This is a genomic window from Kitasatospora sp. GP30, assembly GCF_029892145.1.
GTDB classification, from domain to species: Bacteria; Actinomycetota; Actinomycetes; order Streptomycetales; family Streptomycetaceae; genus Kitasatospora; species Kitasatospora acidiphila.
In genome coordinates this window covers 363,176-382,564 of the sequence record NZ_JARZAH010000004.1, presented here as the reverse complement: position 1 = coordinate 382,564, position 19,389 = coordinate 363,176, and the positions used below count along the sequence as shown (strand labels likewise).

General features: G+C 71.1%; 16 protein-coding genes. 6 read left to right on the top strand and 10 right to left on the bottom strand.

Going from position 1 to position 19,389, the window contains the following annotated elements; genetic code table 11:
* The first annotated feature begins 25 nt into the window (after positions 1–25).
* The gene (locus tag P3T35_RS09755) at positions 26–733 is read left to right on the top strand and encodes an HAD family hydrolase (protein ID WP_101383910.1); all 708 of its coding nucleotides are present in this window, start codon (positions 26–28) and stop codon (positions 731–733) included.
* Positions 734–744: 11 nt separating this feature from the next.
* Here P3T35_RS09755 and P3T35_RS09750 read toward each other — a convergent pair whose 3' ends face one another.
* Positions 745–2,205: a N,N-dimethylformamidase beta subunit family domain-containing protein gene (locus P3T35_RS09750; protein ID WP_180356751.1), complete on the bottom strand. Its 1,461-nt coding sequence runs from the start codon at positions 2,203–2,205 to the stop codon at positions 745–747.
* 262 nt (positions 2,206–2,467) lie between these two features.
* The gene (locus P3T35_RS09745) at positions 2,468–3,868 is read right to left on the bottom strand and encodes an MFS transporter (protein ID WP_280705020.1); all 1,401 of its coding nucleotides are present in this window, start codon (positions 3,866–3,868) and stop codon (positions 2,468–2,470) included.
* Between the two features lie 223 nt (positions 3,869–4,091).
* Here P3T35_RS09745 and P3T35_RS09740 point away from each other — a divergent pair, with 223 nt between their 5' ends.
* The 5 genes from P3T35_RS09740 (at position 4,092) to P3T35_RS09720 (ending at position 10,328) form a co-directional block, all read left to right on the top strand.
* On the top strand, positions 4,092–4,988 hold the full coding sequence (locus P3T35_RS09740) for a LysR family transcriptional regulator (protein ID WP_280705018.1): 897 nt from the start codon (positions 4,092–4,094) through the stop codon (positions 4,986–4,988).
* A 253-nt stretch (positions 4,989–5,241) separates the two neighbouring features.
* Positions 5,242–6,888, top strand: coding sequence for an APC family permease (locus tag P3T35_RS09735; protein ID WP_101383907.1), 1,647 nt, complete (start codon positions 5,242–5,244; stop codon positions 6,886–6,888).
* A 250-nt stretch (positions 6,889–7,138) separates the two neighbouring features.
* Positions 7,139–8,179 (top strand): permease, encoded by a 1,041-nt coding sequence (locus P3T35_RS09730; protein ID WP_280705015.1) that lies wholly within the window; start codon positions 7,139–7,141, stop codon positions 8,177–8,179.
* On the top strand, positions 8,176–8,913 hold the full coding sequence (locus P3T35_RS09725) for a TIGR03943 family protein (protein WP_101383906.1): 738 nt from the start codon (positions 8,176–8,178) through the stop codon (positions 8,911–8,913). The genes P3T35_RS09730 and P3T35_RS09725 overlap by 4 nt, the downstream gene beginning before the upstream one ends.
* A gap of 143 nt (positions 8,914–9,056) precedes the next feature.
* Positions 9,057–10,328 carry a hypothetical protein gene (locus P3T35_RS09720; protein WP_101383905.1) on the top strand — a complete coding sequence of 424 codons (1,272 nt, stop codon included), beginning with the start codon at positions 9,057–9,059 and terminating at the stop codon, positions 10,326–10,328.
* A 69-nt stretch (positions 10,329–10,397) separates the two neighbouring features.
* Here P3T35_RS09720 and P3T35_RS09715 read toward each other — a convergent pair whose 3' ends face one another.
* The 8 genes from P3T35_RS09715 to P3T35_RS09680 form a co-directional block, all read right to left on the bottom strand.
* A complete protein-coding gene (locus P3T35_RS09715; protein ID WP_280705012.1) occupies positions 10,398–12,443 on the bottom strand; it encodes a transglycosylase domain-containing protein in 2,046 nt (681 codons plus the stop codon).
* A 184-nt stretch (positions 12,444–12,627) separates the two neighbouring features.
* Complete coding sequence (locus tag P3T35_RS09710; RefSeq protein WP_143677003.1) at positions 12,628–13,275, bottom strand: hemerythrin domain-containing protein; 648 nt, start codon at positions 13,273–13,275, stop codon at positions 12,628–12,630.
* A gap of 198 nt (positions 13,276–13,473) precedes the next feature.
* Entirely contained in the window at positions 13,474–13,740 is a 267-nt protein-coding gene (locus P3T35_RS09705; protein WP_101383903.1) for a metal-sensitive transcriptional regulator, read from the bottom strand.
* A 164-nt stretch (positions 13,741–13,904) separates the two neighbouring features.
* Positions 13,905–15,137: an ATP-grasp domain-containing protein gene (locus P3T35_RS09700; protein ID WP_101383902.1), complete on the bottom strand. Its 1,233-nt coding sequence runs from the start codon at positions 15,135–15,137 to the stop codon at positions 13,905–13,907.
* Between the two features lie 152 nt (positions 15,138–15,289).
* Positions 15,290–16,507: an MFS transporter gene (locus P3T35_RS09695; protein ID WP_101383901.1), complete on the bottom strand. Its 1,218-nt coding sequence runs from the start codon at positions 16,505–16,507 to the stop codon at positions 15,290–15,292.
* Positions 16,504–17,706 carry an ATP-grasp domain-containing protein gene (locus tag P3T35_RS09690; RefSeq protein ID WP_280705008.1) on the bottom strand — a complete coding sequence of 401 codons (1,203 nt, stop codon included), beginning with the start codon at positions 17,704–17,706 and terminating at the stop codon, positions 16,504–16,506. The genes P3T35_RS09695 and P3T35_RS09690 overlap by 4 nt, the downstream gene beginning before the upstream one ends.
* Positions 17,703–18,659, bottom strand: coding sequence for a cupin-like domain-containing protein (locus P3T35_RS09685; RefSeq protein WP_101383900.1), 957 nt, complete (start codon positions 18,657–18,659; stop codon positions 17,703–17,705). The genes P3T35_RS09690 and P3T35_RS09685 overlap by 4 nt, the downstream gene beginning before the upstream one ends.
* A 5-nt stretch (positions 18,660–18,664) precedes the next feature.
* Positions 18,665–19,384, bottom strand: coding sequence for an alpha/beta hydrolase (locus tag P3T35_RS09680; protein ID WP_101383899.1), 720 nt, complete (start codon positions 19,382–19,384; stop codon positions 18,665–18,667).
* Positions 19,385–19,389: the final 5 nt, after the last annotated feature.

Sequence of the window (19,389 nt, the reverse complement as noted above, 5' to 3'; positions counted from 1 at the left end):
CTCCTCGAAAGGATCCGGTTCCACGATGTCCCGCGTGCGCGGTGTGCTGTTCGATCTCTACGGCACGTTGATCCGTTGGGTGGTCCACCCCGAGACGCATCGGGCCGTGTTCGCCCGGCACGGCCTGCTCCGGGAGCATGCCGCCTGGGGCGACCAGTGGGCGGTGGGGCCTGGCGACGGCGAGCTGCACCTGGTCCACTCGGTGAGCCGGGAGGCATACCACGCCTGGGAGTTGGAGCGCCTGCGGATCCGGACGAGGGCGGCCGGGGTGAGCGAGGAACGGATCGAAGCCCTGGTGCGCGATCTGTACCAGGTACCGGACACGGCGGCATTCGCCGCGTACCAGGAGGTCGCCGAGGTGCTCGCCGAGCTGCGGCGCCGAGACCTGGTGGTGGCCGTCTGCTCCAACTGGGGCTGGGAGCTGGAACAGGCTCTGGCCCGCGTGGGGCTGGCGGACGCGTTCGACGTGGCGGTCGGCTCCGCGCAGGCGGGGGCGCGCAAGCCGCATCCGCTGATCTACCAGGTCAGCCTCGCCCGCTGCGGGCTGCGGGCGTCGGAGGCCCTCTTCGTCGGCGACAGCTGGGGGCCGGACGTCGTCGGCCCGAGGTCGCTCGGCATCCGTGCCGTCCACCTGTGCCGCGACGAGCCGGCGGTGCGGGGCCGGGCGGTGCCGCCCGGATGCCCCGAGGTGCCACGGATCGCCGACCTCCGCGGACTCCTGCCGCTGCTCTGACGCCGCCTTCCTCACCCGGAGCCACCGGAGCCGAGCCGGTCCAGCACGTTGCGGGTGATGCGGTCGACGACCGGATCCTGCCCCTTGCCGACGACCCTCGGCCAATCGGTTGTCGCGGCTGTGAACACGGTGCCGTTGGCGGTGCGGATGCCCATGGTCGCGGCCCGCGGGCTGTCGATCCGCCGCTCCCGCGGCTCGACCGTCCAGCGGCCGGGCCGCAAGCGGGGCTCCTCCTGACTCGCCGGCTCCAGCAGTGCGATGCCCAGTATGAGGAAGGACTCCGGTGTTCCGTCCTCGCCGGTCGCCCTGGCCACGCCGTCCGCGTCGTAGCGGAAGGCCGCACCGTCGCACTCGTAGCCGATCAGCGGGACACCGGCGGCGAAGACGTCCGGCTCGCCGCCGCCGCTGCCGTCCTTGAGGCCGGTGCCCTGGTACACCCAGTGGTCGGCGTGCTGGACCGTGAAGCCCGGGCGCGGCCGATCACCGGGCCAATCGCCGGGCCACATACCGCCGTTGCGGAAGCTGACGCCGGTCAGGGTGTTCTCCGGCCGGCCCACGCCATGCGGCACGGGTGCCCACCACAGGTCGGTGGCAGGCCCGACCGGACGATCAGGCCCGACCGGACGCTCCGTGTCGGCGACGAACGCCGTGTCGTCGTCGGTCAGATGGACCCGCCACCAGCAGGTGTTCGCGCTGAGGAAGGCCACGTTGCCGCCGTTGGCCACGAAGCTCTCGACGTGCGAACGCATCACCTCGGACCAGTACTCGTCATGACCGACGCTCAACAGCAACCGGTAGTTGTCGAGCAGCCCGGGTTCGCGATGCAGGTCGAGGTCGCCGCAGTACTCCACCACGTACCCGTTGCGCTCCAGCCAGGCGATGAACGGCGCATCCCAGTACCCCAGGTCGGTGATGCCTCCCGGCCGGCGCATGCTCACCTTGTGACCGCGGGGTCCTGTCGGGGGCGAGTCGACGTACACGGTGTTCTCGTAGAGGCTGGAGGCACGCACACGCTGCCGGTGGTCCGACCGGTTGTAGGCGTGCCGGGTGAAGGTGGACTTCTTGTAGAGGATGCGCGACACCGAACCGGGGTTGGATGAGCGCACGATGAAGAACTCCCGCTCCGGTCCGCTCACGCTTCTGAGCCGCCGCTCCGGGGCCACGGCCGCCCGGTCGGTGCCCTCCGCCACGAGGCAGGCCAGATAGATGCCGGGACGCCAGAAGCTCGGGACGGGGAAGGTGTACTCGGGCCAGTTCCAGTCCACGGCCGGGGAGGCGTGCGTCGGATCGCCGTCGGGGTGGGGCGGCGCGGCCGCTGCCGCTCCGGGCCGCCAGTCCGAGCTGCCGACGAGCGTGGTCTCCTCGCCGAGCCGGTAGAAGTCGACTCGAAACCCCCTGGCGTCAGTCGACACGTGCAAGCGCAGCGAGCCTCCGGCGAAGACCGTCTCGCGGCCGAGATAACCCTCGATCAAGTTGGCTGTCCTCCTCCTGTGCGGCGGCGCCTGCGTTCACGGTTCCCGCGGCGCGTTGCGTCCCGCGCGAGGCCCGCACTCGCCTCCCCTACCCGTCCGCCGGGACCCCGAAAGCCCGCAAGCCCGCAAGCCCGCAAGCCGTCCAACGACCGTGCGGGATAACGACCGTGCGGGATGCGGTGATGTGGCCACTCCCCGGTGCAGGCCTTGATCGCCCCGTCCGGTGCGCGGCACGCGGTCCGGGCCCCCGCTTGCCGCACGCTCAGTTGCGCCCGCGCAGCGAGGTGCTGGAGACCAGGACCCCGGCCAGCAGCGCCACTCCGGCGATGATCAGCGCGATCCGGGTGCCGCCGGGGTTGCTGGAGGCCTGGCCGAGCACCACACCGAGCACCGCGACGCCGAGCGAAGCACCCACCTGGCGGGCCGAGTTGAGGGTGCCGGCGCCGATGCCGGCGAACTCGGCCGGGACCGAGCCGGCCATCCCGGCGACCAGGGCCGGCATCGCGAACGAGACACCGAACCCGAAGAGCGCCAGGCCCACCACGGTGGCAGCCGGCGCCAGGCCCGAGTTGCCGGTGAACGGCGCCTGCAGCAGCGCACCGGCGGCCATCAGGGCGAAGCCGATGGTGGCCGGGCGACGCGGTCCGATCCGGCCGACCAGCCGTCCGGTGAAGATCGGGTTGATGGCGGTGGGCAGGGTCAGCGGCAGGAACGCCAGGCCGGCGCCGAACGAGGAGTAGTGGCGGCCGTCCTGGAAGAACAGCGACAGCACGAACAGCAGTCCGGACAACCCGAAGTTGGCCAGCAGCCCGGCCATCAGAGCGGCCGAGAACCCGCGGTTGCCGAACATCCGCGGCGGCAGCATCGCCGCGTCCCCGGCGCGCCGTTCGGCCGCGACGAACACCACCGCCGCGACCACCGCCACCGCGAACGCGACCACCACGTCAACGGCGCCCCAGCCGTTGGTCGGCCCCTCGATCAGGGCATAGACCAGGGCGGCCAGCGACACGACGCTGCTGAGCTGGCCGGTCAGGTCGAGCCCGCGGCGCGGCTTGCGCGCGGTCTCCGGCGCCCGGCGAGCCGTGATGACCAGGCTGATCAGGGCCAGCGGCACATTGACCAGGAAGATCGCCCGCCAGCCGACGGTCTCGGTGAGCACACCGCCCACCACCGGGCCGGCGGCCAGCGCCGCGCCCGTGATCGCCGCCCAGGAGCCGACCGCCCGGGCCCGCTCGGCGGGGTCGGTGCAGGCGTTGGTGATCACGGCGAGCGAGGACGGGAGCAGCAGCGCGCCGGGGATGCCCAGCGCCAGCCGCAGCACCACCAGCATGGTGAGGCCGTCGGCGGCGGCCGACAGGCCGGAGAGCACCCCGAACGCGACCAGTCCCCAGAGGAAGACGCGGCGTCCGCCGAAGCGGTCCGACAGCCAGCCCGCGGTGAGCAGCAGCGCGGCGAAGGTGATGGTGTATCCGTTGGTGACCCACTGCAGCCCGCTCAGGCCGACGTGCAGCGACGTGGAGATGGCGGGGAGCGCCACCGAGACGATCGTCATGTCCAGCAGGACCATGAAGTAGCCCAGCGAGAGCCCGATCAGCAGCATGCGGGACGGCCTGCTCCCACTGGTCGGTTCGACGACGGGCTGTGGCGCCGTCTGCGTTGCCATGGAGTTCTCCTGGTTGCGAAGGGGTTCGAGAGGACTCATGAGGAGTCGAGAGGATCGGAGGAGATCGGAGGGGATCGGCGGACATCGGAGCGGATTCGGGAAACGCGCTCACCGCCTGGCATCCGGTTTCTCGGGCGGCGGTGCAATCCATTCAACCGCCGCCGGAAGCCGAATTGGGCCTGCCGACCACGGGAATAGCCGATGGCTGCCATCGGTTCAGCCGATGGCTACTCAAGAAGGGCGGGGATTGGTGGAGTTGAGGCAGCTCAGGGCGTTCGAGACGGTCGCGCGGACGCTCAGCGTGACGCAGGCCGCCAAGGAACTGCATTACGCGCAATCAAGCGTGAGCGACCAAATCCAGTCGCTGGAACGCGAACTCGGAGTGAGCCTGCTCAACCGCTCGCAGCGCGGGGTGCGGTTGACCCCGGAGGGAGTGGTCCTCGCCGAATACGCCGAGCGCGTCTTCAAGCTGCTCGAGGAGGCGCGGTTCGCGGTCACCCGGCCCGGCATGGAGCTGGCGGTCGGTGCCCAGGAGACGGTGAGCCGGCATCTGCTGCCGCCGGTGCTCCGGCAGTACCGGGCGGAGCATCCGCAGGCGCGGGTGCGGGTGGGGCTGAAGGACCGCGGCGAGCTGTACCGCGCGGTGCTCCGGGCCGACCTGGATCTCTGCCTGGCGTTCGGCAACGCACCGGCCGATCCGGCGCTGCGTTCGGAGACGCTGATCGAGGAGCCGCTGGTGGTGATCGTGCCGCCGGAGCACCCGCTGGCCGGGAGCGGCCGGGCCCAGCTGGCGGAGCTCGCCCCGGAGGCCTTCCTGACCACCGAACCGGGCTGCGGCTTCCGCGAGATGTTCGACACCGTCTTCGCGGGTGGGAAGGAGCCGGTCGCTGAGGTGTCCAGCATCGGCACGCTCGGCGCGCTGGTCGCGGCAGGAATGGGCTTCGCGCTGCTGCCACTGGTCTCGGTGCGGGCCCAGGCCGACCGGGGCGAGGTGGCCGTGGTCGAGGTCGGGGACACCGAGCTGCGCACCAAGGTGACCATGACCTGGCTCGACCGCAACTCCGCGAACCCGAATCTGCTCGCCTTCCAGTCGGTGCTGCGCGAACAGTTCGCCGACTGAGCAAGTCCTGGTGAGCGCGGTGTGGAGCCTTGTGATGCCGGTCTCAGGTATCTCCTCACCCTCGTTAGAAGCAACACAAAAGATCGTGAAATCCGGACACGAACGTACAACAATCGAACGATCTGAGCTTCTTCTGAGGTTTATGCCCCATTTCGGGGCCTAGTCTGCACCCCGGATTGCCTTGGCCCCGGCCGTGGCGGCCGCCAGGCCCCGCGATCGGGCCGGGACGACCCGGAAGAGAGGACTAGACACGTTGAGTGCGCCTGAGTCGACAACGGCTTCGCATCACAACTACCGCCGCACGCTCGGCACGATCAGCCTGACCGCCGTCGGTCTCGGTTCGATCATCGGCTCCGGCTGGCTGTTCGGCGCCGAGCGCGCCGCCAAGCTGGCCGGCCCCGCGGCGCTGCTTGCCTGGGTGATCGGTGCGGCGGTGGCCCTGGTCATCGCGCTGACCTACAGCGAGCTCGGCTCGATGTTCCCGAAGGCCGGCGGCATGGTCCGCTACGGCCAGTACTCGCACGGCTCGCTGGCCGGCTACCTGGCCGCCTGGGCCAACTGGATCGCGATCGTCTCCGTGATCCCCGGCGAGGCGACCGCCTCGGTGCAGTACATGAGCTCCTGGAACTTCGGCTGGGCCCACGGGCTGTACAACGGTGAGCAACTCACCGGCAGCGGTGTGGCGCTGGCCAGCGTGCTGCTGGTCATCTACTTCGTGCTCAACTGGTTCGCCATCACGCTCTTCGCGAAGACGAACACCGCGATCACGGTGTTCAAGGTGGTCGTCCCGGTTCTCACCGCCAGCGCCCTGCTGCTGTCGCACTTCGACAAGCACAACCTGACCGCCCAGGGCGGGTTCGCCCCGCACGGCTGGAACGCGGTCTTCACCGCCGTCGCCACCTCCGGCATCGTCTGGGCCTACAACGGTTTCCAGTCGCCGCTGAACCTGGCCGGCGAGGCGCGCAACCCGGGCAAGTCGCTGCCCAAGGCGGTGATCAGCTCGATCCTGATCGCGCTGGTGATCTACCTGGCCCTGCAGACCGCCTTCCTCGGCGCGCTGCCGCACGACGCCCTGGCGCACGGCTGGAGTTCGCTCAGCTACAAGTCCCCGCTGGCCGACCTGGCCACCGCCTGGGGCCTGAACTGGCTGGCGCTGCTGCTCTACTCGGACGCCTTCATCTCGCCGAGCGGCACCGGCATGATCTACGCCGCGACCACCTCGCGCATGATCCACGGTGTCCAGGAGAACGGCCACCTGCCGTCGATCTTCGGCCGGGTGGACAAGAAGACCGGTGTGCCGCGCCCGGCGCTGCTGCTCAACCTGTTCATCGCGTTCCTGTTCCTGGCCGTCTTCCGCGGCTGGGGCTCGCTGGCCTCGATCGTCTCGGTGGCCACCGTGATCTCGTACATCACCGGCCCGGTCGCCGTGATGGCGCTGCGCCGGCTCGCCCCCGAGCTGCCGCGGCCGGTCCGGCTGCGCGCCATGCCGGTGATCGCCCCAGTGGCCATGATGTTCGGCTCGCTGGTGCTCTACTGGGCCAAGTGGCCGCTCACCGGCAAGGTGATCGTGCTGATGGCCGCCGGCCTGCCGATCTGGGCCTGGTACGAGCTGCGCAAGCCGTGGGAGGTGCTCAAGCCGCACCTGAAGGCGGGCGTCTGGATGATCGCCTACCTGGTGGTGATGGCGGGCGTCTCCTGGGCGGGCAGCAAGAGCTACGGCGGCCACGGCTACCTGCCGGAGCCGCTGGACCTGATCATCGTCGCGCTGCTCGGCCTGGCCTTCTACTTCTGGGGCGTGCGCAGCGCCTGGGCGAACCCCTCGCTCGACCAGGTGAAGGCCGAGCTGGCCGAGGCCGCCGCAGCGGAGCCGGCCGACGAGGCGGAGCTCACCAAGGCGTGACCCGCCGGCCCGCTGCCAGGCGGCGGGCCCGCACCCGAACACTGCCGGCCCGGCCGACGGAGCACTGCCTCCGACGGCCGGGCCGGCAGTCGCATGCCGGGACGTCGGCCGCACGTGGCGGCGTCGGCCGGGCCGGCGGGGCGTCGACCGCGTCAGCCACCCACCTCCTGTCATGCCAGTCGAACTGACGGTTTATCGTCCGATCAGAAGATGAGTATCGATCGGTGATATCAGGGGGCGGCGGACAGTCATGGCGGAGCAGAGCCAGAGCACCATCACCGCGGACCGGCCCGCCCACGCCGGGCCGGCGGAAGGTGCGGGGCCACCACGGGCAGGGCGAAGGCGGATCGGGTCGCTCGAACTGCTGGTGGCCGGCCTGGTGCTGCTGATGGCGGGGCGGCAGTGGCTGGCCGGCTGGTTCACGGCGCCCGGCGTGCAGGCCTGGGCCACGGTCTTCGTGGCGATCTGCGTGCAGGCGGTCCCGTTCCTGGTGCTGGGCACGCTGCTGTCCGCGGCCATCACCGCGCTGGTGCCGGCCTCCTTCCTGCAGCGGGCGCTGCCCCGGCGGACGGCGCTCGCGGTGCCGGCGGCGGGGCTGGCCGGTGCGGTGCTGCCGGGGTGCGAGTGCGCGTCGGTGCCGGTGGCGGACGGGCTGATGGCGCGCGGGGTGGCGCCCGCCGCCGCGCTGGCGTTCCTGCTCTCCGCGCCGGCGATCAACCCGGTGGTGCTCACGGCGACGGCGGTCGCCTTTCCCGGCCGCCCGGAGGTGGTGCTGGCCCGGTTCGCCGCCTCGCTGGTGACCGCCGTGGTGGTGGGCTGGCTGTGGGCGCGGTTCGGGCGGCCCGAGTGGCTGCGGCCCTCGGCGCGGCGGGAGCGGCCGGCCGGCGAGGGGCGGTGGACGGCGTTCCGGGGCGCCTTCGTGCACGAGTTCCTGCACGCCGCCGGGTTCCTGGTGATCGGCGGGATCACCGCGGCCACGTTGAACGTGGTGGTGCCGCGGCAGTGGCTCGGCCACCTCGCGGGGCTGCCGGGTGTCTCGGTGCTGGTGCTGGCGCTGCTGGCGGTGGTGCTGGCGGTCTGCTCGGAGGCGGACGCGTTCGTGGCGGCCAGTCTCAGCACCTTTCCGCTCGCGGCCCGGCTGGCCTTCATGGTGGTCGGTCCGATGGTGGACGTGAAGCTGGTGGCGATGCAGGCCGGCACCTTCGGCTGGTCCTTCGCCTGGCGGTTCTCCGCCACCACCCTCACGGTCGCGGTGGCGGCCTCGGCGGTGGCGGGGTGGTGGCTGCGATGAGGCGCGAGGTCCAGGCGATCCTGCTGGTGCTGCTGGGGTCCGCAGTGCTGCGGATCTCGCTGTTCAGCGACACCTATCTGCGGTACGTCCGGGCGGCGTTGCGGCCGTATCTGATCACCGCCGGGGTGCTGGTCGTGGCGCTCGGCGTGCTGACCGCGGTGGCCGCACTGCGCGGCCGGCAGCCGGCGGAACACGACGACGAGCACGACGACGAGCACGACGGCGGGCACGGCCACAGCCATGCCCACGGCCCGCGGATCGCCTGGCTGCTGGCGCTCCCGGCGGTCGTCATCCTGCTGGTCGCGCCGCCCGCGCTCGGGTCGTACACCGCGCAGCACGCCGGGAACACCGTGGCGAAGCCGGACACCGCGGCCGGCTTCCCGGCGCTGCCCGCCGGCGATCCGCTGCCGCTGCCGCTGGCCGAGTTCGAGGTGCGGGCCGACTGGGACACCGCCAAGCCGCTGCTCGGCCGCCGGGTCAAGCTGCTCGGCTTCGTCACGCCGAAGAGCGGCGGCGGCTGGTACGTCACCCGACTGGTGATCAGCTGCTGCGCGGCCGACGCGGTGACCTACAAGGTCGAGGTCCGGGGCGCGCAGATGCCGCCCGCGAACAGCTGGGTGACGGTGACCGGGGTCTGGCAGCCCGACGGGAACGCCGCACAGTCCGACGCGGTGCCGGCCCTCAACGCGTCCCAGGTCGTGCCGGTTCCCCAGCCGCGCGATCCCTACGAGTGATCATCGTCACCGACCGTGCGGAGCAACGGATCCGGCCATCCCGCACGTCTGTCTCTACGGGGGGAAATCAGACGCTTTGTCACCCAGCCGCACAGCCCAGGCCCAGCCGTGTGCGGCGTGCTTCTTAAACGAGAACGAGGTTGATGGTGAAAGCCACTCGGCGTACGACCGTGCTGCTGACCGGAGGCATGGGAGTCGCCGCCGCACTCGCGCTCATCCCCATGGCACCGAGCGGTGGCGGCAAGGTGGCGACGGCGTCCGCGCCGAGCGACTCGCCGGGCGCCGCCGCGACCGCGAGCAGCAGCCCGCCGGTCGGCGCGCCGTCGAGCTCTCCGACGCCCTGGGATGGCAAGGTCAAGGTGATCGGCGACGGCTCGACCTCCGAAACCGGCCCGGAGCCCAAGCAGTTGGTGCCGCAGAAGCTCAAGCCGGGCGAGAAGCCGCCGCAGTTCGTGGTGTTCTCCTGGGACGGCGGGCTGGAGGGCGACGAGCACCTGTTCTCGCACTTCCGCGAGGTGGCCAAGGAGAGCAACGCCCAGATGACGTTCTTCCTGACCGGCATCTACCTGCTGCCCAACTCCAAGCGCTACCTCTACCACCCGCCCCAGCACCCCGTGGGCACCTCGGCCATCGACCTCGCGACCGACCAGCACATCAAGGACACCCTGGAGCAGTTGCGGCAGGCCTGGGCGGACGGCGACGAGATCGGCACCCACTTCAACGGCCACTTCTGCGGACCCGGCGGCGGCAACGACTGGAGCAGCGCCGACTGGCTCAGCGAGACCCAGCAGGCCTACTCCTTCGTGGAGAACTGGAAGACCAACACCGGCTACAAGGACATCCCGCCGCTGCCCTTCGACTACCAGAAGGAGCTGGTCGGCGGCCGGGCGCCGTGCCTGGAGGGGCAGAAGACCCTGCTGCCGGTCGAGAAGCAGCTCGGCTGGCGCTACGACGCCAGTTCCCCCGGCGACTTCCAGATCTGGCCGGCCAAGACCAACGGGATCTGGAACTTCCCGCTGCAGGAAATCCCCTACCCCGGGCAGAACTTCCAGGTCCTCTCGATGGACTTCAACTTCCTGGCGAACCAGTCCAACAGCGACCCGAACGGCGATCCGTCCAAGTACGCGCAGTGGGAGAAGACCACCCGGGACGGCTACCTGAACGGCTTCGAGCGCGCCTACAACGGCAGCCGGGCACCGCTGTTCATCGGGAACCACTTCGAGACCTGGAACGGCGGCATCTACATGAAGGCCATCGAGGACGTGATGCGCAACGTCTGCACCAAGCCGCAGGTGCAGTGCGTCTCCTTCAAGGAGCTCGCCGACTGGCTGGACGCCCAGGACCCCAACGTGCTCGCCCAGTTGCGCCAGCTCGACCCGGGGCAGGCCCCGGACTGGTCGACCGTCATCAAGTGACCAGTCTCGTCCCGTGACCTGAGTCGTTCTGTGACCTGAGTCGTCAACCGGCCTGCCTGCCGACCGAGTTCACTCGGTCGGCAGGCTCTTCAGGTAGCTGCTCCAGATGTCCAGCGGATACGCGGTGGCGGCCGCCGACTTGGCCGGGTCGCCCTGGCCGTCCAGCGGCAGGGTCTGCACGCTCTTCGCGTCGAGCCGGAACACCGTGACGGCCGTGGAGACCTGGCCGCTGTAGCCGACGAACCAGCCCGCCGTGTTGTCCTGCGTGGTGCCGGTCTTGCCAGCCGCCGACCGGCCCGGCAGCTGGGCCGCCTGCGCGTTGCCGTGCTGCACCGCGTCGGTCAGCGCCGCGTCCACCTGGTGCGCCACCGGGGCGCTCAGCACCCGGACGGCGGCCGGCCTGGCCACGCCGACCTTGGCGCCGTCCCGGGTGATCCGCACCACGGAGTAGGGATCGGTGTGCATGCCGCCGGCGTCGAACGCAGCATAGGCGTCGGCCATCCGGACCGCGCTCGGGGTGGAGTTGCCGAGTGAGAAGGCCGGCACCTGCGCCCCCATGCTCTCGGGGAGCAGCCCCAGGCCGATCGCCGTCTGCCGGACCTGGTCCAGGCCGACGTCCAGGCCGAGTTGCTCCATCGGGCTGTTCACCGACTGCGCCACCGCCTGTTGCAGGCTGATCGTCCCCCAGGACTTGCCGCCGTCGTTGACGCTCTTGACGATCTTCCCGTTGCGGTCCCAGTACGGGCCCTCCGGGGTCATCATCGGCGCCTGGTCGTTGCCGTTGTAGGTGCTGCCGGGTGAGACCTGGGCGCGGCCGGCGTTCAGCTGCTTCTGCACGCCCTGACTGAGCGCGGCGGCGTAGACGAACGGTGTGAAGGCCGAACCGGCCGGAACGATCGCCGCGTTGGCGTTGTCATAGCCCTGTTTGAGGTAGTCGGGGCCGCCGTAGACGGCGAGCACCCGGCCGTCGGTGGCCACTGAGGTCGCTCCCACCCGCAGTTGGTCGTCGGCCTTCAGCCGGCCGGCCGCGGCCTGCACCGAGGCGGTCAGCGCCTGCTCCTTCGGCTTCTCGAAGGTGGTGTAGATCTGGTAGCCGCCGAGGTCGAACTGGGCGTCGGTGATGCCGGTGTGCGCGGTCGCGTACCCCCTGGCCATGTCCACCAGGTAGCCGGTCTGGCCGGTGAGTCCGGCCTGCTTCGGCGGGGCCAGCGGCTCGGGGAAGGTGGTGTAGGTGGCGCGCTGGGCCGGGGTGAGCTTGCCGATCACGACCATCCGGTCCAGGATCCAGCTCCACCGTTCCACCGCCCGCTGGTGGTTCTCCGGGCCGCCGGCCGGGTCGTACATGCCGGCGCCCTTGAGCAGCGCGGCCAGGAAGGCGCCCTGGCTGGGGTTGAGTTGGGAGGCGTCCTCGCCGTAGTAGGCCTGCGCGGCGCGCTCGATGCCGTAGGCGCCGCGGCCGTACCAACTGGTGTTGAGGTAGCCCTCCAGGATCTGCTGCTTGCTCAGCTTCTGGTCGAGCTTGACCGCCATGAAGATCTCGGTGAGCTTGCGGCTCATGGTCTGCTGCTGGTTCAGGTAGGCGTTCTTCACATACTGCTGGGTGATGGTGGAACCGCCCTGGGTATCCCCGCCGGAGGCCATGTTGTAGACAGCGCGGAGCATGCCGCGCGGCGAGACGCCGTGGTCGGTGTAGAAGCTCTCGTTCTCGGCGGCGAGTGCCGCCCACTGCGCGCCCTGGGGGATCTGGTCGAGCGGGATGTCCTCCCGGTTGACCTCTCCGGTGCGGGCCATCTCGGTGCCGTCGGCCCAGAAGTAGACGTTGTTCTGCTGGGTGGCGAAGGCCTTGAGGTCGGTGGGGATCTTGGTCTGCGAGTAGGCGTAGCCGACGAGGCCGACCAGGCAGGCGGTGCCGAGCAGCGCGATCCGCAGCAGGTGCCGCCAGGACGGCAGCCAGCGGCGCAGGCCGGTGCGGTCGGGGCGCGGGTAGCCCTTCGGCCGCCGCTTGCGCTTGTGCAGCGCGGGGCTGACCCGGAGCAGCGTCAGGCGCCGCATCCGCAGTCCGGCCGCCCTGAGCAGGCCCCCGCCACTGGCCAGGCTCCGACTGGTCGCCGGCATGCATCCCCCCACGTTCTGAACGCGTCTGATCTTAAACCTGTCTTATTGAACTCCTTTCTTATGAACGCGACGGCGGGGTGATCCGGTTGCACTCGATCGTCGGAAATCCGTCGCTGAGCTGGCGATCCTCGCGCTGCTCGGCCCGGTCGGCGCCCCCCAGGGCCTCTCATCGAGAGGCCCTCGCTCACTGCCGCTGATCGCCGGCGCGGCTGAACTGCTTGCGGATGCGCTGGATCGGCCCGCCGTGCGGTGCCGGGATCATGGAGTCGGGCTGCCGGTAGCCCTCGCTCGGCCGGTGGAAGAACTCACGCACCCGCTTGGCCGGTCCGCGCTCGGGCGGCATCAGGTCGTCCGGCGGCAGTAGCCCGCGGCCAACCGCCTTGGGCACCGTGGAGGCGTGCTCGTGCAGCCAGTCGGCCCGTGGCCCCAGCGCCGCCAACTCGCGCTCCGGGGCAGCCGCCCGGACGAGCGAGAAGACCTTGGCCTCCTCCTCGCCGAGATGCCCGGTGATCAGTTCCACCAGTTGCGCCACCTGGCGGTGGAACTCCGGCGATGTCACCGGGAGCCGCGCCAGGCTGCCGATCAGCGCCTCCAGCGAGGCGTGTGCGGACAGTTCGAGGTCCGCCAGTTCCACACCGCCCGGCAGGCGCCGGACCAGCGGGTAGAGGGTCTCCTCCTCGGTCCGCAAGTGCCGCATCAGCTCGGCGGACAGCTCGTCCAGCGCCGTGCGGCGGCGTTCGTCGCCCAGTTGCAGGCCGGTGAGTCCGCTGGCCTGGTTCCGCAGGCGCTCGTGCTGTGCGGCCAACCGGTCCATGAGGTCGTTGTGAGGCACCGGGTCACTCCTTACTCCCCCGGCAGAGCGTCGCTCCTTCCCTTCGGATACCCAGACACGCCGATTCGGATACCAGGACGGACGCGACAAGTCGGACACCGGGGTGCAGGCTCAAGCGCGGCGGGCACGGACTCAAGCGCAGGCACAGCCCCACGCGCATGCACAGCCCCACGCGCATGCACAGCCCCACGCGCAGGCTCAGGCGAGCGCGAGGAACAGCTTCTCCAGCTCCTCCTCGCTCATCGGAGCGGCGCCCTCCTCCGACTCGGCCAGGCACTGCCGCATGCCGCTGGCCACGATCTTGAATCCGGCCCGGTCCAGCGCCCGGGAGACGGCGGCGAGCTGGGTCACCACGTCCTTGCAGTCACGGCCGGCTTCGATCATCGCGATGACCCCGGCCAGCTGACCCTGCGCCCGGCGCAGCCGGTTCAGCACGGGCGTCACGGCCGCCTCATCCACCTGCATGTCTGCCTCCTTCGACCAGCCACTGTACCCCGGCGGGTATCCGGGCAGGCGGGGAGCACGGGCGCTCCCGGCTCCCCGCCGGCCCCGGCCGCTGCTCGGTGGCGCCCGCCTTTCGACACCCCCCAGGGTATACGAACGACGGGGCCGGCGGCTGGTGCGCGCTGTCAGCCCAGCGGCTCCGCGGGTGTCCAGGCGTAGACGAAGCGCAGCGACCCGATCGCTTCGCGGGCCCGGGCGAGCGCCTCCTTTGGGGTCGCTCCCACGGTGATCGCCAGGGCGGAGCGGTCGGAGCTCTGCCGGACCGGGGTCAGCGGGGAGCCCGGCTCCTTGAGGAGTTCCAGCCGGTGCACGTGCGGGAGTCCGCGGACCCCGTCGACACCCCGCACCTCCAGCAGGGTGCTGCTGGTCGGGCCGTCCGGGTCGGCGAACCAGACCGCGGCGCTCTGGCGGTGGGCGACCGGGTCGGGCAGCAGCGCGGTCACGTCCTGGCCCAGGCTCTGCCGGGCGACCAGGTCGTACATGTCGACGCCGGTGGCCAGCCGCACCAGGTCCATGATGGAGTCGCCGCCGATCCGGTTGTGGGTCTCGATGATCCGCGGGCCGCGTTCGGTCAGCACGAGTTCGGTGTGTGACGGGCAGTCATGGAAGCCGAAGGCGTCCAGCACCCGGGTGGTGTACGCCACGACGGCCTGCTGGTCGGTCGCGTCCAGCGGGGCCGGGACGAGGTGGCCGCGCTCCACGAAGGTCCGGTGGTCGCTGAACTTCCTGGTGACGGCCACGACGTGGTGGCGGCTGCCCACCGACAGCGCCTCCACGCTGTACTCCGGCCCGACCAGGAACTCCTCGACCAGCACGCCGCGGTCGAGGTGCCGGGCGCCCACCCGCAGCAGCGCGGCATCCAGCTCGGCCGCGGACTCGATCCTGGCCACGCCTTCGCTGGCCTCACCGTCCACCGGCTTGACGATGCAGGGCAGCCCGATCTCCTCGACGGCCGCGAGCACGGCGTCCCGGCCCCGCGCGTACCGGTGGCGGCAGCTGGGAATGCCGTGCTTCTCCAGCAGTTCGCGCATCCGGGCCTTGTCGAGCACCCGGCCGAAGAGCTCGACGTCCACCACGGTCGGGACGTCCAGGGCGTCGCTGACCGCCCGCACGATCCGGTAGGTGTGCTCGTTGTACGCGACCACGGCGTCGAAGGGCGCGCCGCGGTGCAGGACCCGGGCGATCCCGACCCAGTCCTCGGGGGCCGCCTGGTCGTCCAGGACCACCACGTGCCGGTAGGGGCCGACGGCGTCCTCGCGTCTGGCCCGGCCGCGCGGGACGAAGAGCACCATCTCGTGGCCGAGGTCTCGCAGCCGGTCATGGCACATCCGGTTGGTGCCGACGACCAGTACTCGCATCTTCCGTCCTCCAGGTCGACGGGGGCGGCCCGATCAGGGCCTCTCTTATGGATCGCGTCGGCTGTGACACCTGCGGCTGGCGCCGCGGGGCGCGCGACTCGGGGGGGCGCGCGTGCTCCGGTGTCGCGCGCCCGGCATGTTCCAGAAGCGAGTCACTGGGCCGCCAGGCCGCGCAGCGCGGCGCTGCCGGCCCGCAGCCGGTGGGTGAGAACCGCGGAGACCAGGGCGAGGCCCGCCGCGCACAGCCAGAAGACGGGTCCGTCACCGCGGCCGGCCAGCCAGCGGTAGGTGGCGACGCCGACCGCCCCGCCCAGGCCCTCCCCGATGGCGTTGCCGATCGAGAACATCCCGTACCCGATGGCCCGGCTCTGGCCGCCGAGCAGTCCCAGCAGCAGCACGTCCATGGTCGGTACGAACATCATCTCGGCCACCGTGAACAGCACGACGCCGACCACCGCGCCCGGGTAGCCGGGCACCAGGAAGATCGAGGCGAAGGCGAGCGCGAAGGCCAGGTAGGCCGTGATCGCCGTGACCACGTGCCGGCCGCCGGTCAGCGTTTCGGTGAGCCGGGTGACGCCGAGTTGCGCCACCACGATCAGCAGCGCGTTCAGCGTGTAGAGCAGGCCGAGCCGGTCCGGCGCCTTGAGCGTCGAGGAGACGTGCAGGGCAAGGGCGTTGAAGAGCTGGCCGTAGCAGCACCAGCCCAGCAGGTTGATCAGCATGAACGACCGCATGCCGGGCAGCCGCAGGATGGTGAGGTAGTCGCGCAGGGACGAGTCGACCGCCCGGACCCGGCTGCCGCTGCGCGAGTAGTTCAGGTAGGTCACCAGGCCGGCCACGCAGTAGAGCACGGCGACGCCGGTGAGCACGTCGCCGTGCTGGTGGCGGTTGACGAAGAACAGGGCCACCGGCGAGGCCACGGCGGAGGCCGTGTTCACCGCGATGTTGATCACCGAGAACAGCTTGGCGCGGTTGCCGGTCCGGTCGCTGGCGTCGGCGGCGAGCTGCTTGCTGGCCAGCGCGTTGACGGAGACTCCAAGACCAGCCAGCGCCAGCGCCGCCGCCGTGGGCAGCAGGCCGCCGACCGCCCGCAGCACCGCGAAGCCGACGGCCGCCGTGAAGCACCCGAGGAGCACCGAGGAGGCCGCCGGGATCCGGTCCAGCCAGCGGGCCAGCGGCACCTTGGCGGTCTTGTTGGCGATCGTGAAGACGAGGATCAGCAGGCCGGTCTGGGCGCCGTTGAAGCCGGCCGCCGTGAGCGAGACGGCCAGCGTGGACAGCAGGCCGAACAGGCCCATGTTGGTGAGGAGGTAGTGCAGGGTGATGTAGTGGGCCGTGCGGCCGGGCCTCTCAGCTGTGGTGGCGGTCAACCGAGCGGCTCCCGGTCCACGCGCACCAGGTCGCGCGCCGTCTCGGCGTTCCGGACGGCGTCCTCGGTGTCGGTGCCGTCGCAGATCACGTATCCCTGGCGGGAGTTGGAGGAGGCGAGCGGGCCGAGCCGCTGCCCGGGCCGCAGGGTGCACTGCAACCTGACGACGCCCGGCGCCCGCCCGGCCTCCGCCCGGCCCCGAACGCCGCGGACCATGGCGTTCTCGTAGCAGAAGAAGCGGATCGCCGCGGCGGGCGCCACGGGAGTGCGGGCCGGGGCAGGCAGGTCTAGCAGGTGGGCGAGGGTTTCGGCGATCATGTCGATGCCGCTCACCCGCTCGCACAGCTCCCAGATCTGGTCGCCGCCGACCCTGGTCTGGGCCTCGATCAGCCGGGGGCCGGACGGGGTCAGCCGCAGTTCGGTGTGCACCGGGCCGGTTCGCTGCTCGATCAAGTCCAGGAAGGCGTGCGTCAGTTCGTTGATCCTGGCGCGGTCGGCGGGTGTGAGCCGGGCCGGCTGCTGGTGTCCGAGCTCGACGAAGCCCGGAGTCGTGGTGGTCAGCTTCTCGGTGACCATGGCCACCTCGTGCTTGCCGTCCCGCGAGATGGACTCGACGCTGTACTCGGGACCGGTCAGGAACTCCTCGACCAGTAGCGGGCCGTCGGCGAACCGGCGGGTCCAGGACCAGCGTTCGGTCAGCTGGGCCTCGGTCTCGACGAGGAACACCCCCTCGCTCAGGCCGCCCGCGGGCGGCTTGAGCACCACCGGGGCACCTGCCAGATCGGCCATGAACTCCCTTGCTTCCGAAGGCTGTTCGCAGATCCGATGGCGCACTGCCGAGAGGCCGCGGCGGTTCAGCAGCTCCCTGGTCCTGGTCTTGTCGCGGGTGCGGAGCACGGCGGTGAGGTTGTCGCCCGGCAGCCCGAGCTCGATGGCGCATCTCGACGCCGGTTCCAAGCCGTACTCGGTGAACGAGACCACCGCGTCGAACGGATCCGCGGCGTGCCAGGCGCGCACCACCGGGAGGATCAGGTCCAGCCGGGTGTAGTCCAGGACGGCGTAGTGCCGCGCGCCGGCGGCCTGCTGCTCGTCGACCCGTTCCGGGATCTGGATCATCGAGTAACGCAGGCCGAGGCGCTGCGCCTTGGGCAGCTCGTGGCCGCGCCCGCCGATGAACAGGATGTGCGACGGCCCGCTCACTGGCGCAGCCTGGACAGGTCGACGTCCATCTGGTGCGCCAGGGCCCGGCCGCGGGTCATCACCACGTCGAACAACTCCGAGTGGGTCCGCCGGAGTTCGTCCGGGTTGAGGGCCAGCGCCAGCAGCTCGCCGATCCGCTGGTGGACGTGCCGACGCAGGTTGACCTGGTCAAGTGCCTTGCGGCCGAGGCCGATCGAGTCGGTCAGCAGCTCGATGCGGTGGAACCACCAGGCCGGCAGGTAGAGCACGTCGCCGGGGCGCAGCACGAACCGGGTCAGCCGGGTGTCCGGGGAGGCCAGCAGGGCGTCCAGCTCCAACTGCCCGGTGGGGTCGGCCAACAGCTCGGCATCCGGGCCCATGATGGACCAGCGCTTCTCGCCGACGATCTGGATGTGCATCACATCGACGGAGTACGAGTCCTGGTGCAGCCGGGTGATCCCGCCGCACTGGCCCAACCACAGCTGGTGGTTGGTGGCGGCCGCGTCGCCGTACAGGTCGCGCCGGAAGTCGTAGTGGGCGATGTCGAGTTCGGGCAGGTCGTCGGCGAGCTCGGGGCTCACCGTCTTGTAGTACCACTCCTGGAGGCAGATCGGCGGGGCACCGGTTCCGGCGGTCTGCCGCAGCGCGGTCACGAACTCGCCGAACGTGGTCTTGCGGGCCGCCCTGCTGCTGTAGCTGTCGACGACCACGGGCACCGTGCCGCAGCGCTCGGCGAGCGCCTCGAACGACCAGGTGCGCACGGCCGGCCAGTCGGCGGCATGGCCCTCCAGGACGACGGGACGCCCCTGGCTCCGGTAGTCGCGCTCGAACTCCGCCAGGCTCAGGCCGCGGCGGCGCTCGATGTCCGGGGCCGCATCCAGCGCGTCGGCGAGCGGTCCGGCCTGGAAGGCCGCCTCCACGGCCTTGAGGCTGTCGAGGTCGCGTCGTTTCAGGTAGTTCTGCTCGATGGCCATGTCGGTCAGCTCCTGGGCGGTGCGGCCGGCGCGGTGGGCAGCAGGCGCAGGATCGCGCCTTGGACCTCGGCGAGCCGGGCCTGCTGCCCGGGCAGCCAGCGGTGGACGAAGTGGTCGCTGTCCTTGAGCCAGAGGACCTCGGCCGAGCGGGCCCGGCCGGCGCTGTCCAGGTACCCGTCGATCACCGCCGGGTGGACGACCTGGTCCTGCCCGGCGCCGATGATGAGGAGGTCCCCGTCGAAGTCGCGCAGGCCCGCATAGGCGGGCGAGTCCGGGTAGTTGCCCGGTTTGGGGAGGCTGCCGTCGAACGGGAGGTCGGCGGCGTGCTCCGGGTAGGCGGCCGGGCAGAAGAGCACCAGCGCACGTGGCCGTACCTCGGGGACGATGGACGCGGCCAGGTGCGCGCCCATGCTGGTGCCGAGCAGCACGGGCGCCACGGCTCGGCCGAGCCGGTCGGCCGCGGCGAGGGCCTCGTTCCGGCGCCGCCGCAGGGTGGAGTCGGTGAGCGCCCCGGTGCTGTCGCCGTTGCCGGAGAACTCGAAGGTCAACGAGGCGTGGCCGTGCTCGGCGAAGCCGTCCAGCAGGTAGCTGATCCGGTGCCGGGTCGAGGTGGTGCCGAAGCCGTGCAGGGCCAGGATGCTCGGCTCCGGCTGCTCGGCGGTCACCGTTCTGGTCGCGGCCAGCCGCTCACCGTCCACGTCGAACGAGAAGTCCTCGTGTCGCATGTGTT

What these genes read in the sequence shown, in the direction of transcription:
- P3T35_RS09685 (WP_101383900.1), bottom strand. Translation starts at nt 18,659, where the DNA reads ATGGCCATCGAGCAGAACTACCTGAAACGACGCGACCTCGACAGCCTC.
- P3T35_RS09755 (WP_101383910.1), top strand. Translation starts at nt 26, where the DNA reads ATGTCCCGCGTGCGCGGTGTGCTGTTCGATCTCTACGGCACGTTGATC.
- P3T35_RS09720 (WP_101383905.1), top strand. Translation starts at nt 9,057, where the DNA reads ATGGTGAAAGCCACTCGGCGTACGACCGTGCTGCTGACCGGAGGCATG.
- P3T35_RS09725 (WP_101383906.1), top strand. Translation starts at nt 8,176, where the DNA reads ATGAGGCGCGAGGTCCAGGCGATCCTGCTGGTGCTGCTGGGGTCCGCA.
- P3T35_RS09680 (WP_101383899.1), bottom strand. Translation starts at nt 19,384, where the DNA reads ATGCGACACGAGGACTTCTCGTTCGACGTGGACGGTGAGCGGCTGGCC.
- P3T35_RS09730 (WP_280705015.1), top strand. Translation starts at nt 7,139, where the DNA reads ATGGCGGAGCAGAGCCAGAGCACCATCACCGCGGACCGGCCCGCCCAC.
- P3T35_RS09700 (WP_101383902.1), bottom strand. Translation starts at nt 15,137, where the DNA reads ATGCGAGTACTGGTCGTCGGCACCAACCGGATGTGCCATGACCGGCTG.
- P3T35_RS09705 (WP_101383903.1), bottom strand. Translation starts at nt 13,740, where the DNA reads ATGCAGGTGGATGAGGCGGCCGTGACGCCCGTGCTGAACCGGCTGCGC.
- P3T35_RS09715 (WP_280705012.1), bottom strand. Translation starts at nt 12,443, where the DNA reads ATGCCGGCGACCAGTCGGAGCCTGGCCAGTGGCGGGGGCCTGCTCAGG.
- P3T35_RS09740 (WP_280705018.1), top strand. Translation starts at nt 4,092, where the DNA reads ATGGCTACTCAAGAAGGGCGGGGATTGGTGGAGTTGAGGCAGCTCAGG.
- P3T35_RS09745 (WP_280705020.1), bottom strand. Translation starts at nt 3,868, where the DNA reads ATGGCAACGCAGACGGCGCCACAGCCCGTCGTCGAACCGACCAGTGGG.